This is a genomic window from Micromonospora sp. NBC_00617 (assembly GCF_045161355.1).
Lineage (GTDB): Bacteria > Actinomycetota > Actinomycetes > Mycobacteriales > Micromonosporaceae > Micromonospora.
In genome coordinates this window covers 5,742,111-5,758,736 of record NZ_CP107751.1, presented here as the reverse complement: position 1 = coordinate 5,758,736, position 16,626 = coordinate 5,742,111, and the positions used below count along the sequence as shown (strand labels likewise).

The window sequence follows — 16,626 nt, the reverse complement described above, 5'->3', positions numbered from 1 at the left end:
CGTGGTCTCTCAGCGGGGTGCGCCCACCGGGGACGGCAGCAACTGCACGTCGGCGAGGTCGACGTACATGATGCGGTGGCCGAACTGGATCTGCGCGTACCGCTTCTCGCCCCGGATCACCGTCCAGTCGCCGGGCGAGGAGCCGTCGAAGGTGCTGGCCCGGTAGTACTCGCCGGCCAGCACCGCGCCGACGGCGTAGCGCTGACCGGCGGCCAGCGTGTACTGCAGCGGTGAGATCGTCTGGTAGGGCACGCCGGCCGGGTAGGCCGCCTGCTCCGGGTACGCCCGCCCGTACACCCCGATGGTGGCCCGGCCGGCCTTCGGGGTGGCCACCACACCCACGGTCCAGGTGGCGGTCGGCGCGGACGCCGGGTTGTGGAACCAGGCGCGTTGCCCGAGGTACCAGATGGCCGTCCAGTCGCCGTGGCGCCGGGCCAGGGCGTACGTCTGGCCGGCGGAGGCCCGGGCCCCGTGGTCCGACACGTCCATCGTGTTCGGGGTGCCGTCCGGGCGGAGCCCGATGTCGTTGACCAGCGGCGCGTCCGCGGACGGCGCGGTGTGCAGCACCACCGACGAGGAGCCGCGCGGCGCGCACGGCGTTGCGGGGGTGACGCAACCGGTGAACGCCGGTCGGTTGGTCGCGTAGTCGGGGTCGATCCGGACCAGCCCGGTGGCCGGGGTGCCGGTGTCCAGTCGCGGTGCGTGCAGCAGGTCGAAGTAGTGCGTCCAGTCCCAGTACGGCCCCGGGTCCCAGTGCATCCCGCGCACGGTCGACGCGATGGTGCCGGGCACGTTGTCGTGGCCGATGATGTGCTGGCGGTCCAGCGGGATGCCGTACCGCAGCGCGAGGTGCCGGACGAGCTTCGCCGAGGTCCGGTACATCGCCTCGGTGTACCAGGTGCCCTGTGCGGCGAAGCCCTCGTGTTCCAGGCCGATCGACTTCGCGTTGACGTACCAGTTGCCGGCGTGCCAGGCGACGTCCTTGGTCTTGACGTGCTGGGCGATGTGCCCGTCCACCGAGCGCAGCGAGTAGTGCCAGCTCACGTAGGTCGGGTCCTGGACGAGTTTCAGGGTGGTCGCCCAACTCGCCTCGGTGTCGTGGATGACGATGTACTCGATCTTCTGCCGGGCGGGCCGGTCGGAGAGATCGTGGTTGCCGTAGTCGCCGTCACCGAACGCCTCGTAGGGTGCCGGGATCCACTCACAGGAGACGGTCCGCGGGCACTCCAGCCCGTCCGGGTGGGCGAGTCGTCGCAGGCCCAGCCGGTCCAACCAGGACCGCTGGGGTTGGACCGCACGGGCCGGCAACGTCACCCGCTGGCCGTCGTCGGTCACGCGGGACTCGCCGGCGCCGATGGTGGTGAAGACCTCGTCGGCGAAGGTCGCCGCGGCGTCGGCGCTGTCCGCGCCGGCGTAGCGGGCCACCGCGCCGTACCAGGTGGCGGGGTCGGTGCCGGCACCGACCGGGGCACCCACCTCCCGTTGGTACGCGGCCAGCAGCGCCGCGCCGCCCCGGATGTTGGTCGTCGCGTCGCTGCGCAGCGCCTCGGGGGTGGCGCCGGTCAGCGCGGCGGCGGCGTCGACGGTCTGCATCGCGGCGGTGGGCGGCGCGGGATCCGTGGCCGGTGCGGGTGCCAGGACGGCACGGGAGTCGTCGCCGCGCGGATCCTCGGTGCCGGCGTCGTGGTGGCCGCGCGCGGGTAGGGCGGCCACGTGGCGGGCATCGGTCAGGTGCATCGGTCCGTAGCCGCCGCTGGTGCTCGGGGTGCCGGCGTTGCTGTCCCAGCGGGACTCCAGGTAGGAGACCCCGAGCAGCACGGCGGTCGGCACGCCGTACTCGGTCGATGCGGCGGCGTACTGCTGCTGACGGTCGGCGGCAGGTGCGGCGGAGGCGGGGCCGGCGGTCAGCGGTACGGCGGCCGTGGCGATGACCACCGCGACCGCGAGCGATGCGCGCCGGCCGGCGGACAGGGTTGGACGTTCCATCGAACCCCCTAGATTTGACTGGTAACTGCGTGGTCACCTTCGCGCCGGTCGGGAGTCCGCGTCAATACCTTTCCATATATAAAACTGCGTCGAAAGAAACCTTCACACACGCTCGGTGATCCCCTCCAACCGGTACGGAGTGTCACGGCCGAACGGGTTGCGGATCGGTAACGGCCGTCTCTACTCTGGTCATTTGTCGGCCCGGTAGCAGGTCTGCCCATCCCGGGCGGTAACGGACCGACACCGCCGAGTCGCTTTCGAGCGAGCCGGGGACCCAGGTTCCCCCGGGGTGAATCCGCAGCCAGTGCGGTAGGGCGTCAACTTCCCGCCCGAACCCGTCAGCTAACCCGGTAGGCGGTCAGGAAGAAGGAGTGCGGAACCCCGGTGGCCCTCCATGCCCCGCGGCCGTCGTCCGAACGGTCGGCCTCGGCCGACCCGACGTCGACCGTGCCGCGTCCACGCTGGTCCCGCTTCACCACCGCCCTCGCCGCCCTGGTCGGCGTTGCCGTCGTCCTGACGGGCAGCGCCACGGCGGCCCACGCGGACCCGTCCGTCGCCGAGATCGAGAGCCAGATCGACGCCGACTGGAACAAGCTCGAACCGGTCATCGAACGGCACAACGCCACCCGCGCGGACCTGGCCGTCAAGCGCAAGCAGGCCGACGCGCTCGCCGCCCGCATCGCGCCCCTGGAGCGCCAGGTCGACGCCGCGATGGACAAGGTCAGCGCGCTGGCCGTGCGCGCGTACATGGGCGAGAACCTGTCGACCGTCAACACGATGCTCGGCAGCCGGTCGCCCGGCGAGATGGTCGGGCAGCTCGAGATGCTCGACCGGTTCGCCCACAACCAGCAGCAGGACGTTCGGCAGGTCGCTGATCTCCGCGACGAGCTGGCCCGGCAGAAGGCGCCGCTCGACGAGATGGTGGCCCAGCTGACCCGGACCGAGGCGCAGCTGGCGGCGAAGAAGAAGCAGATCAACGACGAGATCGACCGGCTGCAGAAGCTGCGCCTCAAGGTGTACGGCAACGGCGGCGGCGGTCCGCTGCGTCCGGCGCCCTGCCCGGCCAGCTACCCGGGCGGCGGCGCGGGCACGGCGGTCAAGTTCGCCTGCGCCCAGATCGGCAAGCCGTACGTGTGGGGCGCCGAGGGTCCGAACTCGTACGACTGTTCCGGGCTGATGCTCGCCGCGTGGGCGAAGGCCGGCGTGTCGCTGCCGCACAACGCCGCCGCGCAGAGCCGGGTGACCAAGAACGTCAGCAGGGGCGATCTGCGCCCCGGTGACCTGGTCTTCTACTACAGCGACATCCACCATGTCGGCATGTACGTCGGCAATGGCTGGGTGGTGCACGCCTCCCAGGCCGGTCAGCCCATCAAGATGAAGAAGGTCGACGACGGGCCGATCCACAGCTACGGCCGCCCCGGCTGAGATGTAAGGAGGGGCCCCTTATTAACGCCTCCGGTATAGAAGGGGCCCCTTATTAACAGCCGGTGGGTGCAATGCCCGACGACTGGCTTCAGCGGGTCGGCCAGGTACGCCAGTGCTGCCAGGCGCGGCTCGGGGTCGGGCCGCGCTGCCCCTGGTAGCGCGAGCCGTAGACCACCGAGCCGTACGGGTGCTCGGCCGGCGAGGAGAGCCGGAAGATGCAGAGCTGGCCGATCTTCATTCCCGGCCAGAGGGTGATCGGGAGGTTCGCCACGTTGGACAGCTCCAGCGTCACGTGACCGGAGAAGCCCGGGTCGATGAACCCGGCGGTGGAGTGGGTGAGCAGGCCGAGGCGGCCCAGTGAGCTCTTTCCCTCCAGCCGGCCGGCGAGCTGGTCGCCGAGCGAGATCACTTCCATCGTCGAGGCGAGCACGAACTCCCCCGGGTGCAGCACGAACGGCTCGCCGTCGGGCACCTCGACCATCGAGGTCAGGTCGTCCTGCTGCATGGCCGGGTCGATGTGGGTGTAGAGATGGTTGTTGAAGACCCGGAACAGCCGGTCGAGTCGTACGTCGATGCTGGACGGTTGAACCAGAGTGGGCTCGAAAGGCTCCAGGCCCAGCGTGCCGGCCTTGATCTCGGTGACCAGGTCGCGGTCGGAGAGCAGCATCGGACCACCATAGCCGCGTCGGCCGGACCGGCCGGATTCGGTGCCGGTGACCAGCGCGTCGAGGTCGCTGCTCGTACATTTGTTCGATAGAATGCCGGCATGGCTTCCTGGTCCGAATTCGCCGCCGACGAGCCCCGCCTCGCCGACGGGATCCGCGTTCTCCTGCAGCAGTACGGGCCGGGCTTCGGCTACCTGGCCACGGTCCGCGCCGACGGCGGGCCCCGGGTCCATCCGGTCTCCCCGGTCATCACCGACGAGGGTCTCTTCTGCTTCATCATCGACTCGCCGAAGCGCCGCGACCTCGAACGGGACGGCCGCTACGCGCTGCACTCGTTCCCTCCGGAGGAGAGCGACGACGAGGCGTACGTGGCGGGCCACGCCTGGCCGGTCACCGACCCGGTTCAGGTGGCCCGACTGGCGCAGAGCGCCCGGGCCGAGCCGCAGGTCGACTGGCGGCTGTTCGAGTTCACCGTCGACGTGGCGATGTTGACCCGTCGCGAGCAGCACGCCGCCGGCGTCCCGGGTGTCACCCCGAGCCGCCCGGCCGTGCGGGTCTGGCTGGACCCGCAAGCCCCGCCCGCACCGGCCGCGCCTGTCGCCGTACCGCAGACGCGCCCGGCCCGCCGCAGCCGTGACGTGCAGTGCACGGCCGCCTGACCACGACCCTCTTGTCCACCAAAACGCCGGTGCCGGCTCCGTCGCGACGAAGCCGGCACCAGATGTACGCGAGGAGAGCTACGCCGCGCGGTACGCGTTCCACGCGGTCAGCATGCGGCTCGCCTGTCCCGGGGTGAACTGGTACATGCACGAGTCGTAGGTGTAGTCCATGAAGTTGGTGATCGGGTCCAGGCCGGTCGCCGAGCAGGTGTCCCGTCCGGTCGGGCACTGGTACGCCGGCGACGCCTCGGCCGGGGTGTCGCTGACGCCGTCACCGGAGCCGCCGCAGCCACCCTGGAAGGTGTGGTAGAGGTTCAGCCAGTGACCGATCTCGTGGGTGCCGGTGTCGCCCTGGTTGTAGTTGGTGGCGCTGCCGCCCGGCAGGGACTCGTTCAGCACGACCACGCCGTCCATGCTGCTGAGCTTGCGCTGCGGGAAGGTCGCCCAGCCCAGCAGGTCGTCGCTCAGCTCACCGAGGTAGATGTTGAGGGTGCTCTTGCCGCCCACCCGCAGCGACGACTTCATCGACCGCTCCGCCGACGAGCCGTCGACGATCGGGTACCAGGACGGGTTCGTTACTCGGTTGATCTTGTCGAGCCGGAAGGCGAACGCGGTGGCCGCGCCGCCCGTGCCGCCCGCGTAGGCCTGGTTGAGCACGCTGATCTGCGAGGTGATCATCGAATCCGGGATGTTGCCGCCGGCCCGGGTGCTGTCCCGCTGGATCACGTGCACCACCACCGGGATGGTGACGGTGGCCAGCGTCGTGGCGCCGGCGCCGGCCCGGAAGTTGGCGCGCTCGCGCAACGACGCCGCCAGGTCGGCGTCGCGCTCGCGGACCTGCTTCGCGGTCAGCTCGTTCGGCTCGTGCTTGGCCCCGGCGCCGGGCTTCACCCGGGCGTTGGCGTGGCTGTCGGCCGGCTCCGCGCAGGCGCCGCTCGGCGCCGCGGAGAATGCCGAGGCAGCCGGAACTACGCCCACCGCCGCCGTGCTCAGCAGCAGCGCGAGGGTCGTCGACGCGACGCCGGCGACACGCCGGGTCAGCAGGTTGGGACGAGGTCCCATGGGCCCACCTCTTTCTAACGGCGCGGCAGGGGGTGTGTCACGCCGTGGCTGGAAACGTGGGGCAGACGTTACAACCCATCGACGCATTTGAGAACGGACACGTGTTGCCGCGCGGAAACTTTTTCGTGTGTGCAGGTGGCGCGGAGGCGACCTGCCGTCATCTCCCGGCCTCGGCGGGTGGCGGGACGGGTGCGCGGGGTACCTGGGTGCACCGGCGCGGTGACTCAGGTACAGTGGTGCCGCTTGCGGGTGTAGTTCAATGGCAGAACATCAGCTTCCCAAGCTGACAGTGCGGGTTCGATTCCCGTCACCCGCTCCAACGTGAGGCCCCAGCTCAGGACCGGTTCCTGGCTGGGGCCTCGTTCGTGTGGCGCGAGTGAGTCCTTTCGTAGCGACCGCCGCCAGGAGTCACGTGGCCGCACAGCGCGTGTCGCCGTCGCCGCTGAACGCTCACCTTCGGCTTGGCAGCGGCTGCGGCCTCTGTAGCCAGCGAAGCATCGGTGACATGTGGTCAATGCTCATGATCGTCGAACTCGCCGGTGGGCCACGTCGTTTCCGTGAACGCCAGCGCGCTGCCCTTCGGGCCGTCGGCCGGAGCCCGAGAGAGAGGAAAGGGCCCGGCACATTCGCCGGGCCCTTCCGATCGTTCGCGGGATGCCGCTACTTCAGGTAGGTCCCGTTGGTGGCCATCGAGCTGCCCATCGGGCCGCTGATCCAGCTGCCGAGCTCGACCGGCTGCGGCTCGCTGACCACGCCCGCCGAGCCGAAGACGACGGCGGTGTCAACCGCGCCGCTGAGCAGGTCGGCGTACTCCTTCGCCTTCGGGTGCAGCGTGTCCTGGGTGCCGACGGTCAGCATGAGGGGGCCGTTCAGGGTCGCCATCAGGGCGCCGCCGGCGAGCGCGTCCGGCCAGTTCATCCCGGTGGCCAGACCGACGGTGCCGCCCCTGCCGAAGAAGTGGACGTTGACGGCGTGGGCGGTCTCGAACCGGTCCTGGCCGGCAAAGTTGATTGTCAGGTACGGGTCGATCGCAGTGGCTGCCTGCTTGCCGACCGCGATGAGCTGGCTGCCCCCGGCCGCACGGGCGTCGAGGTAGGTCCTGGTCCCCGACGGCAGCTTGTCGTCGTTGGTCAGCACCACCACAGCGGAAGTGTCGGTGCCGGGCCGGCTGCGCGATCCGGCCGCGGCCCCGGCGGCCAGCGCGTCGGGGAAGTTCATGCCGGTCGCGACGAGGACCTGCTCCGGGGTCGGGTCGATGGCGTTGGCGATCGCGATCGAGGTGGCGAAGCGGTCGGCGCCGGCCAGTCGGACGACCGTGAAGCCGAGACCCTCGACGGCGGTGCGCACGGTGTTGGACAGTGCACCCTCGCTGCCGAGCAGGTAGACGGTGCCACCGGCCGGGAGCACCCGGCGGATCTCGTCGGCGGTCTGCGGCTGGAGCGCGGTGGGCGGGGTCAGCAGCAGCGGCCCCTTCTTGGCCGCGGCGAGCGCGGAGCCGCCGAGCGCGTCGGCGTACGTGTCGGAACGCGACAGCACGACGGCGCCGGCCCGCGGTCGGACGTCGGCCGGGTCGTCGTACTTCCCCCAGTGCGACTGGGATGCGGCCACCGCGGTGCCGAACCGGTCCTGGCCGGCGACCCGCACCGTGCGGTCCCGGAGTTGCGGCTGGTACGCCGGCACGCCGCTGAGCCCGTCGAGGGGGTAGACCTTGTCCTGCATTCCCCCGACGGCGTAGACCCTCACCACGGACGGGCTGGCGGACCCCTCCACGCGCTGGTTGGCCATCGCGAAGTCGCCGCCCGGCGCGAAGTGGGGGTTGTCGTAGCTGGCGCCGTCCGGCGTGACGCGGTTCTCGAGCCCGCTGTAGAGGTTGATGTTCCAGAGGTGGCCGTCCCGGACGAACGCCACCCAGCGCCCGTCCGGCGAGATGGTCGGGTTGCTGGCGTTGGTCGCGATCTCCTCGAAGCGCTGGGAGGTGACCACCCCGATCGCCGGGACGCCGGTCGGCTTGCCGCTGCCGTCACTCTGCTGACGTTGGGCGACGATGGTACCGGCGTTGTCGCTGTCCGGGTTCGTGTAGTTCCAGCCGTCGTCCGGGGTGATGGCGTCGGTCTCGATGCCGTTCAGGTTTAAGGTGTGCTCCAGCCGCCAGGGACGGCCCAGCGGCTTGGCCGCCCAGACCAGTTCATCGGTGCGCCTGATCCACTGCGGGTCACGGCGTTGGGTGTCGGTCTCGGGCCAGACCGCCTTGTGGACATCGTCCGGGTCGTCGTGGCGCAGGGTGAGGATCGCGCCTTCCTGGTTGACGAAGGCGGCGCGGCTGCCGTCGGGAGACCAGGAGGCGTAGTTGATCTTTTCTCCGGCGGAGCTGGTCAGGACCCGACCGTCGGCGAAGGTGATGGAACTGCTGCCGTTGCTGGCCGTAGGCGCGAAGGGGTTGGCGTTGAGGCCGGTGGAGGCGGTGGCCGGGGTCGGGGCGACGGCGAACGCCACGGCAACGGTGGCGAGAACCGGTGCCATCGTCGCGGCGAGCGGCCGTCGGAGCTGGTGTCCAGGCAAGGGGATCCCCTCGGAGGAAGTAGACGGGACGGCCGGGCCAGGCGGACGATCACGTCTGCGGCACGCCGCGGCAGGTGCACGATACGTCCTCAGGACCAGTGTCGACAGCCCGCCCTCGGCGTGCCGTCAGCTCGGCCGGAGGAGGGTCCGCGCCTGCGAAGCCGAGCCGGGAGCGGTCCACATCGTGGAGCCGATGCTGGTGACAAGCCGGCGTCGGCGGTACGTGCCGGTGGGTAACCGACGCACCGTCGATCATGGGAACCACGAAGTCGGCCGTTGGCTCTAGAGTCTCCCGTGCGTGCCGCCCTCGTCTGAAGCAACGACGCACGGAGTGAGCGCGCTTCCCAGCAAGGAGTGTCCACGTGCCTCGATCTTTGATTCGGGGGCCGGTCGCTGCGGCGTCGGCCCTCGCAATCACCACGACCGTTCTGCTGACCGGCGGTACACCTGCGACAGCCAGCTTCCCTGGCTCGGGCAGCGTGCTGACCAGCAGTAACGGCGGCACCGCCATCACGTTCCACGGGGATCCGTCCCGGACCTCCCTCAGCTCGCCGGACACCATCACGGACGCCGCCTGGTCCCCGGATGGCAGCCAGGCGGTCTACCTCGACCAGCAGGCGGGCATCAAACGTATCCGGTTCAACGATGGTGCGACCCGCTACACGGTCAACTCGCCGCCGGATGACGGGGTTCGACGCGGCAGCCCGACCTGGTGGGCCGACGGTAGCGCTGTCGCGTGGTCGGAGAAGAACTCAGCCAGCTCCCTCTGGCGGGTGGCGACGGAGCAGGTCGGAGGGCTACTGGGCAACAGTTGGCTCTCGCCCAAGGACGGGAAGCACTATCTGAATCCGGATGGCGGCCCCGGCCAGCTGGTGGCGTTCCAGCGTCAGGACGACAACGGTTCGGGTCTGCCGACCGGCCAGCCGGCCGTCATGCTGTACGACGGCGCGCCGCAGCCGGTGCCACCAACGCGGGCTTCGAGCGCTACGAGGCCGCCGTGGTGTTGCTCACCCGGGACGAGGTGATTCCACCGGTGACGAAGGCGTTCCTCGACTCGCAGCCGAAGGACCAACGAATGCTGTACGGCATCGGGAAGCAGGGCGGGGCAGCGGCCTACGCCTACGACCCGGTCGGTCCGTACGTTCGTGGCGTCTGGGGCGAGAGCCGGTACGAGACGGCACACGACGTCGCCCTGGAATTCTTCGAGGGCCAGCGGTACACGGGCTTCGCCACCGGGACCAACTGGCCGGATGCGTTGACCGGCGGCGCGCTGATGGGCGTGCTCGGTGGCCCGTTGATGCTCACCCCGGGCACCGACGCCACCCTCGCGACCCACGGGGTGTCGCTGCTCAAGGAGTTCAGCGGGTCGGTGCACACCGGCTTGGTCTTCGGCTCGTCCGCGGTGGTGAGCACGTCGCAGCAGACGCAGATCGGGACCTGGCTCGGTGGGCCGCTCGGGGCGACTTCGTTGAGCAACCCCACCAACATCGGGCGTTAGTCCGCAGAGCGGAAACGACACAGCCCCTGCTCGGACGAACCCGTCCAAGCAGGGGCTGTGTCGTGCCTGGGGTCTACCGGCTGAGGCGCTTCTGTCCGGCCACCACCGCCGCCTTGATCTCGGCAGCCGACCGGGCAGGCCCGGGCGCCGCCGTACGCGCACCAGCGGGCGGGCCGGTCCGCACGGCTGAAGTGTTGTTCTCGGACAGGTAGCCTGCCGGGCCGCTCAGCAGCGCGCCCGCCGCGCTCTGCTGCTCTGCCCAGACCACCGGCTCACTGCCGAAGATGAGCCCCGTGTGCACCGAGCCGCTGAACTCGTCGAGTACCTCCGAGGCTTCCGGGCTGAGCTGGGTGCTGGTCCCCGGGGTGAGCATCAGCGGCCCGCCCAGCGAACCCATCAGGGCCCCACCGGCGAGCGCGTCCGGCCAGTCGCTGCCGGTGGCGATACCGACGTGGTTCTCGCCGCCGAAGAAAGCCCACGCGGTCAGCGCTGCTGTCTCGTACCGACTGTCACCAACCACCGGCACCGAGCCGTACGCCTCGCTGGCCTGGGCCGCGTACAGGCCGATGCCGTACATCTCGGTGCCGGCCGGCAGCGCGTCGAGGTAGGTCTTCGTGGCCGGCGCGAGCGTGGCGTTGTTGGTCAGCACCAGGACGGCCGTCTTTCCGTTCGCACGGACGCCGCCGGTGGCGGCACCCGCGGCGAGCGCGTCCGGATAGTCCATGCCGGTCGCCGTGAGCACCACGTCGGGCCTGGTGTCGATGGCATTGGCGACGGCGATGGAGGTGCTGAACCGGTCGGCACCGGCCAGCCGGACCGTCTGGTAGCCGAGCGCCTTGATCTGGTCCTGCACGCTCTGGCTCAGCGCGCCGGTGCTGCCGAGCAGGTAGACGGTCCCCCCTGGTGGGAGGATCCGCTGGATCTCCGCCTTGGCATTGGGGTCGAGCGAGGTGGGCGGGGTGAGTAGCAGTGGGCCCTGCTTGGCCACGGCCAGCGCCGCGCCGCCGAGCCCGTCCGCGAACACGTCCGAACGGGACAGGACGACCGACCTGGCCTCCGCCTGCTGGCCACCGATCGTCCCGACGCCCCGCCAGAGCGACTGGGAGATCTTCACGGCGGTGGTGTGCCGGTCGGCGCCGGAGAGCCGGACCACCCGGTCCCGCCGCAGCGGCTGGTACGCCGGCCGGCCGGCTTTTGCGGTGATGGTCGGGGTGTCGGCGGTGCTGCCGCTCGCCGTGACCTCGGCCACCGTGTCGCCCTGACTGAAGGCGATCACCTGGCCGCTCGGGGACCAGGTCGGGTTGTCGTGGTCGACCGGGTTGCTGGTGACCTGCACCAGGTTGCCGCCGGACAGGTTGCTGACCCAGATCTGCCGGTGGGTGCCGTCCGACCGGACGAAGGCGACCCGGGTGCCGTCCGGCGAGATCGACGGGTTGCTGGCGTCAGTGGTGATCCGTTGGAAGTTGCCGAAGTTGATGATGCCGATCTCCGGCGTTCCGGTCGGAGCGCCACCGCTGTCGGCCTGGCGCTGAACGACCAGGCGGAAGCTGAGGTTGGTGTCCGGATTGAGGTAGTGCATGCCGTCGTCGGGAGTGACCCGGACTGGCTGGTACCCGAACGAGCTGACACTCTGCTCGATTCGCGACGGCTTGCCGGCCGTCTTCTCCGCCCAGATCACCCGGTCGCCGTTGCCGACCCACTGCACGTCGGTGCGTTGGGCGGTCGGGTCGGTGTCCGGGTCGAGGATGGGATAGACGTTCTCGCCGTCGTTCCACCTGACGGTGGCCACGTAACCGTCGTCGGTGACGAAGACACCCCGGCTGCCATCCGGGGACCAGGTGATCTGGTCGATCGGATAGGACGTCGTCAGGGGTACCTGGCCGTGCACTGTGGTGCTGCCGTCGGCGATGGTCAGTCGGCCGCCGGTGCTCGGCAGCGCCGCGTGCGCCGGGCTCGCGACCGTGATCCCGGCCGCGCCGACGACGAGCACTGCGGCCGCGACGGCCGGGCGACGGATGAGATGTTGAAGCAAAAGGAGACTCCCGAGTAAAGAGGCGCGATCTCTCCGGTGGGGCGGCCGGATTCTCCCGGCTGCCCCGGGGCGCTCGGATGGACCCTACTGTGATCGCCGACGATGCGATGTACCGTCCGTCCTCCTTCGGGGACGACATCACGCGTTCGCCCAGGACGGCCCGGATCGTCGCCGGCAGACCGGTCGGCCGATCGAGCCTCCTCTGTATGGTCAATTCACCCGACCGACCCGCCCTCGGGGCGACGTGGAAGCAAAGGATCTCTTAAGGTTCTCGCATCTGCGCCGCCCCGCCCCGGATCAGCCGGTGGACGGGTGGAAACCTACGGCGTTCTCTTTCAGCAGGGAGTTCCCTTGCCTTCATCTTCCCTTCGCAGGTCCGCCGCGCTTGCCTCGGCCCTCGCAGTCGGCTCCACCGCGCTCATCGCGGGCGCGCCGGCCGCCAACGCCAGTCTGCCGGGCTCCGGCGAGGTCCTGACGATCAGCAACAACAGCACGTCGATCAAGTTCATCGGTGACGCATCGCGCACCGTGCTCAACAACCCGTTCGGCGAGACGATGGGTAACGCCTCCTGGTCTCCGGACGGCAGCCGGGCCGCCTACATCGATCCGGACGGCGGCATCACGTCGATCCGCTTCGACGGCAAGGGCGACCTGTGGTACGTCGCTCCGCCAGAGGACGGGGTGACCCGCACCAGCCCCTCCTACCGGGGCGACGGCAACAGCCTCGTCTGGAGCGAGAAGGCCGGTTCGAGCGGCAAGTGGGTCGTCCGGATCGCGCCCAGCAGCTCCGGCTCCTACGGCGGTCAGCTCTCGCCGGAGGACGGCCAGCACTACCTCAACCCGGACGGCGGCCCGGGTCAGAAGGTCGTCTTCCAGCGGCAGGCCGACAACGGTTCCGGTCTGCCGACCGGCGCCTCCGCCGTGATCCTCTACGACTACAGCAGGCCCGAAGCCGAGCGGGTGACCCTGGTCGACAACAACGGGGCCAATCCGTCGATCTCCCCCCAGGGGGACCGGATCGCCTTCGTGCGCAACGGTCAGATCATCGTCTCGGACCTGACCGGCGAGGGTGAGGTGGTGGTGACCAGCAACGCCGCCTCGCACGACAATCCGACCTGGTCGCCGGACGGTAAGAAGATCGCCTTCAGCCAGGGCTCGCAGGTGGCCACCTCGGCGGCCGACGGCTCGACGGCGGCCAACCCGACGGTGGTCTCCACCACCGGTGGCGTCCCGGCCTACCAGCCGCGGCGCAAGGACCGCGCGGTCCGGCTCGCCGGATCGTCCCGGTTCGGCACCGCTGCCGCCGTGTCCCAGTCGCACTGGAAGTCGGTGAGCGACGCTAGCGACACGCGGGAGCAGGCCGGCGCGGTGGTGCTGTCCCGTTCGGACACCTTCGCGGACGCGCTCAGTGGCTCCGCGCTGGCGGCCGCCAAGCGGGCGCCGCTGCTGCTGACCCCGTCGACCAGCCTGGAGGCGACCACCAAGGCCGAGCTTCAGCGGGTGCTGGCGCCGGGTGGCGTCGTCTACCTGCTGGGCAGCGCGGGTGCCCTCTCCACCTCGGTGGAGAACGAGGTCAAGGGGCTCGGCTACACCGTGCGGCGGCTGGCGGGTGCCGACCGCTTCGGCACGTCGGTCGAGATCTCCAAGGCCATCGACCCGACGCCGGACCTGGTGCTGCTCGCCACCGGGATGAACTTCCCGGACGCGCTCGCCGCGGGTGCGGCGGCCGGCTCCTTCGGCGCTCCCGGCAGCGGAACCAGCGCCGTGGTGGTGCTCACCAACGACGCCAAGCTGCCGACCGCGACCAAGGGCTTCCTGGACTCGCTGTCGAACACCGACCGCGTCATCTTCGGCATCGGACGCGGCGCCGCCGCGGCCGCCGAGGCGTACGACCCGTCCGCGTATCCCCTCTTTGGTGCGGGGCGCTACGAGACCGCGCTCCTGACCAGCTACGTGTTCTTCGGTGGGGCGTCGCACATCGGCCTCGCCACCGGCACCAACTGGCCGGACGCTCTCGCCGGCGGTGCGCTGATGGGGCTGCTCAACGGCCCCCTGATGCTCACCCCGGGCACCAGCGGCACGCTGGGCATCGAGGCGCAGTGGCTGCTGGACGAGAACAGCGCCTCGGCGCACACCGCATTGATCTTCGGATCGACGGCGGTCGTGACGTACAGCCAGCAGACCCAGGCTGGCACGTGGATCGGCGGCCCGCTCGGCTTCGGCCGGGTCGACAACCCGACCAACGTCCGCATCGCTGCGGGTGCCCGCTCCACGGCGGGGCTGCGCACCACCGACGGTGCCGGCGTCCGTACGCCCGAGCAGGCGATCGCCGCGGCGAAGGCGCTGACGGAGCAGAAGACCCGCCGCTAGGCGGTACACATCCGCCGGTCCGCCGGCGTTGCGCAATGGAGGAGCCCGGTCGTTTCGACCGGGCTCCTCCTGTCTCTGCCGCGGTCGATGACTGACTGGACTGCCATCCGCACCACTGTCGAACGAGTCTGGACCGTATGACCCCGCTTTGCCGGACAACTCGGTCGGCGGTGAGTCGCTAAGCTGTGGCCGCAGCGTTGCCGCGCGCCCCATTCGGGCCCGCCCGCTCCGCCCTTCCGATCGACGCGAGACCTTCCCACCGTCACGTCAACCGGTCCTTCGCCCGTCTCCTCCGACGGGCGCACGGCACGAAACGGGGAGTTCCACTTTGTCATTCACGTCTCCACGCCGAACGCTCGCGATCGCCTCGGCGCTCGCGATCGGCGCCACCGGCCTGGTGGTCGCCACGCCGGCCGCTCACGCCAGCCTGCCCGGCAGCGGCCAGGTCCTGACCATCAGCAACGGCAGCAGCTCGGTCCAGGTCATCAGCGGCACGACCCGATCCACGTTGAAGAACCCCGACGGTGAGGCGATGCGGGACGTGTCCTGGTCGCCGGACGGCAGTCGGCTGATCTACCCCGCCTCCGACGGCCAGATCAAGTCCCTCCGGTACACCGGCGCGGACACGGTCCGGGAGGTCAACTTCTTCGCTCCCAGCGACATCGAGCGGGCGAGCACATCCTGGCTCGGCGACGGTAGCAGCGTGGTCTGGGCGGAGATGTGGAACACCTCCGCGTACTCGAGGTGGACCATCCGGATCGCGGAGAGCACCTGGAACGGGTCGTTCGAGTCGACCTATGTCGGCGACTCGACCAAGCACTACCGGAACCCGGATGGCGGGCCCGGTCGCACTGTCGTCTTCCAGCGGGAGGACGACGACGGCAGCGGCCACCCAACCGGCCAGCCGGCCGTGCTGCTCTACGACGGTGCCAAGCCGGAGCTCAACCGGGTCACCGTGGTGGACGAGCACGGCGCCAACCCGGCGCTGTCGCCGGACGGCCGCCGGGTCGCGTTCGTCCGGGACGGCCAGATCATCACCTCCGACCTCACTGGCGGTAACGAGGTGGTGGTCACCAGCAACGCGGCCGTCCATGACAACCCGACCTGGTCCCCGGACGGCTGGACGATCGCCTTCAGCCAGGGTTCGACGGTGGCCACCGCACCGGCCGACGGCTCCCGGGCCACCTCGCCGACAGTCGTCTCCACCGTCGGTGGGGTGCCGGCGTACCAGCCGCAGAAGAAGGACCGGATTGCCCGGCTCGCCGGCGACAGTCGCTTCACGACGGCGGCCCGAGTGTCCCAGTCACACTGGGCGACGGCCGCCGACGCGTCGGACAAGCGGCGGCGTGCCGCCAGCGTGACGCTCTCCCGTTCGGACACGTTCGCCGACGCTCTGGGTGGCTCGGCGTTGGCGGCGGCGAAGCACGGCCCACTGTTGATGACCCCGACCGCCAGCCTTCAGGCGGACACCCGCGCCGAATTGCAGCGGGTGCTGGCACCGGGCGGCGTGGTCTATGTCCTGGGCAGCCCGGGTGCCCTCTCCAGCGAGGTCGAGTCCGCCGTCCTGGCGCTCGGCTACCAGGTGCGTCGGCTCGCCGGAGCCGATCGGTTCGCCACCGCCGTGGCGATCGCCAAGGAGATGCGATCGGACGGCGGCGCGATCTTCGTCGCGACCGGAATGGACTTCCCGGACGCGCTCGCCGCCGGCGCCGCCGCCGGAGTCGAATACTCGTTCGCACCCATCCCGAGGGGCGTCGTGGTGCTGACCAACGACGCGGTGATGCCGGCGGCGACGAAGGCGTACCTCGACTCCCTGTCCAGCAAGACCATCTTCGCCGTCGGTCGGGCGGCGGCCGCGGCTGCCCAGGCCTACGACGACGAGTCGCTCTCCATTGTGGGCACCGACCGATACGACACCTCACGCCAGGTCGCGCGGATTTTCTTCTCGGGTCACGGCTATGCGGGGCTGGCTACCGGGGCCGACTGGCCGGATGCTCTCGCCGGGGGTGCCCTGATGGGTGAGCTGAACGGCCCGTTGCTGCTGACCCCGGGCACTGCTGCCGACCTCGGTGTGGCCGCCCGGGACGCCTTCGACGAGACCAGTGGCGCCGTACACACCGGTCTGGTCTTCGGCTCGAAGCCGGTGCTGGTCCCCACGCAGATGACCCAGGCCGGCACCTGGCTCGGTGGCCCGCTCGGGTCGACCGAGGTGAGCAATCCGACGGACATCGGGCGGCTCACCGGCGCGGGCGCCACGCTTCGCTCCTCCGGGCCGGCCGACGACGACATCCGACGGGCGGAAGAGCGGGTGGCGGCTGAGGCCCGCGCGCTCGGAAAGCACGCCGGCCGCTGATCAACAACGCAACGAGG

At 70.4% G+C, this 16,626-nt stretch carries 11 protein-coding genes, 1 tRNA gene and 1 riboswitch; of the genes, 7 read left to right on the top strand and 5 right to left on the bottom strand.

The window, feature by feature from the left end:
• Window positions 1-9: 9 nt before the first annotated feature.
• Window positions 10-1,986, bottom strand: coding sequence for an N-acetylmuramoyl-L-alanine amidase (locus tag OG505_RS26530; RefSeq protein ID WP_405428615.1), 1,977 nt, complete (start codon window positions 1,984-1,986; stop codon window positions 10-12).
• Window positions 1,987-2,220: 234 nt separating this feature from the next.
• Window positions 2,221-2,357: riboswitch (cyclic di-AMP (ydaO/yuaA leader) on the top strand.
• 13 nt (window positions 2,358-2,370) lie between these two features.
• On the opposite strand from OG505_RS26530, the gene OG505_RS26525 reads away from it, so the two are divergent.
• Window positions 2,371-3,411 carry an NlpC/P60 family protein gene (locus OG505_RS26525; protein WP_405428613.1) on the top strand — a complete coding sequence of 347 codons (1,041 nt, stop codon included), beginning with the start codon at window positions 2,371-2,373 and terminating at the stop codon, window positions 3,409-3,411.
• An 88-nt stretch (window positions 3,412-3,499) separates the two neighbouring features.
• Here the strand turns inward: OG505_RS26525 and dcd are convergent, their stop codons facing one another.
• Window positions 3,500-4,078, bottom strand: coding sequence for a dCTP deaminase (dcd, locus tag OG505_RS26520; protein WP_405428611.1), 579 nt, complete (start codon window positions 4,076-4,078; stop codon window positions 3,500-3,502).
• A gap of 99 nt (window positions 4,079-4,177) precedes the next feature.
• On the opposite strand from dcd, the gene OG505_RS26515 reads away from it, so the two are divergent.
• Complete coding sequence (locus OG505_RS26515) at window positions 4,178-4,735, top strand: pyridoxamine 5'-phosphate oxidase family protein (protein ID WP_405428609.1); 558 nt, start codon at window positions 4,178-4,180, stop codon at window positions 4,733-4,735.
• A gap of 78 nt (window positions 4,736-4,813) precedes the next feature.
• Here the strand turns inward: OG505_RS26515 and OG505_RS26510 are convergent, their stop codons facing one another.
• Window positions 4,814-5,797 carry a zinc metalloprotease gene (locus OG505_RS26510; RefSeq protein ID WP_405428607.1) on the bottom strand — a complete coding sequence of 328 codons (984 nt, stop codon included), beginning with the start codon at window positions 5,795-5,797 and terminating at the stop codon, window positions 4,814-4,816.
• A 245-nt stretch (window positions 5,798-6,042) separates the two neighbouring features.
• Between OG505_RS26510 and OG505_RS26505 the strand changes: the two genes are divergently transcribed.
• A tRNA-Gly gene (locus OG505_RS26505) sits at window positions 6,043-6,116 on the top strand.
• A 341-nt stretch (window positions 6,117-6,457) separates the two neighbouring features.
• Here the strand turns inward: OG505_RS26505 and OG505_RS26500 are convergent.
• The gene (locus OG505_RS26500) at window positions 6,458-8,317 is read right to left on the bottom strand and encodes a cell wall-binding repeat-containing protein (RefSeq protein ID WP_405428605.1); all 1,860 of its coding nucleotides are present in this window, start codon (window positions 8,315-8,317) and stop codon (window positions 6,458-6,460) included.
• A 518-nt stretch (window positions 8,318-8,835) separates the two neighbouring features.
• On the opposite strand from OG505_RS26500, the gene OG505_RS26495 reads away from it, so the two are divergent.
• Window positions 8,836-9,381 (top strand): hypothetical protein, encoded by a 546-nt coding sequence (locus OG505_RS26495; protein WP_405428603.1) that lies wholly within the window; start codon window positions 8,836-8,838, stop codon window positions 9,379-9,381.
• Window positions 9,382-9,389: 8 nt separating this feature from the next.
• Entirely contained in the window at window positions 9,390-9,854 is a 465-nt protein-coding gene (locus OG505_RS26490; protein ID WP_405428601.1) for a cell wall-binding repeat-containing protein, read from the top strand.
• A 73-nt stretch (window positions 9,855-9,927) separates the two neighbouring features.
• On the opposite strand, the gene OG505_RS26485 is transcribed toward OG505_RS26490, so the two are convergent.
• Entirely contained in the window at window positions 9,928-11,886 is a 1,959-nt protein-coding gene (locus OG505_RS26485) for a cell wall-binding repeat-containing protein (RefSeq protein WP_405428600.1), read from the bottom strand.
• A 351-nt stretch (window positions 11,887-12,237) separates the two neighbouring features.
• Between OG505_RS26485 and OG505_RS26480 the strand changes: the two genes are divergently transcribed.
• Window positions 12,238-14,256 carry a cell wall-binding repeat-containing protein gene (locus OG505_RS26480; RefSeq protein WP_405428598.1) on the top strand — a complete coding sequence of 673 codons (2,019 nt, stop codon included), beginning with the start codon at window positions 12,238-12,240 and terminating at the stop codon, window positions 14,254-14,256.
• A 328-nt stretch (window positions 14,257-14,584) separates the two neighbouring features.
• The gene (locus OG505_RS26475; RefSeq protein WP_405428595.1) at window positions 14,585-16,609 is read left to right on the top strand and encodes a cell wall-binding repeat-containing protein; all 2,025 of its coding nucleotides are present in this window, start codon (window positions 14,585-14,587) and stop codon (window positions 16,607-16,609) included.
• The last annotated feature ends 17 nt before the right edge of the window (window positions 16,610-16,626 follow it).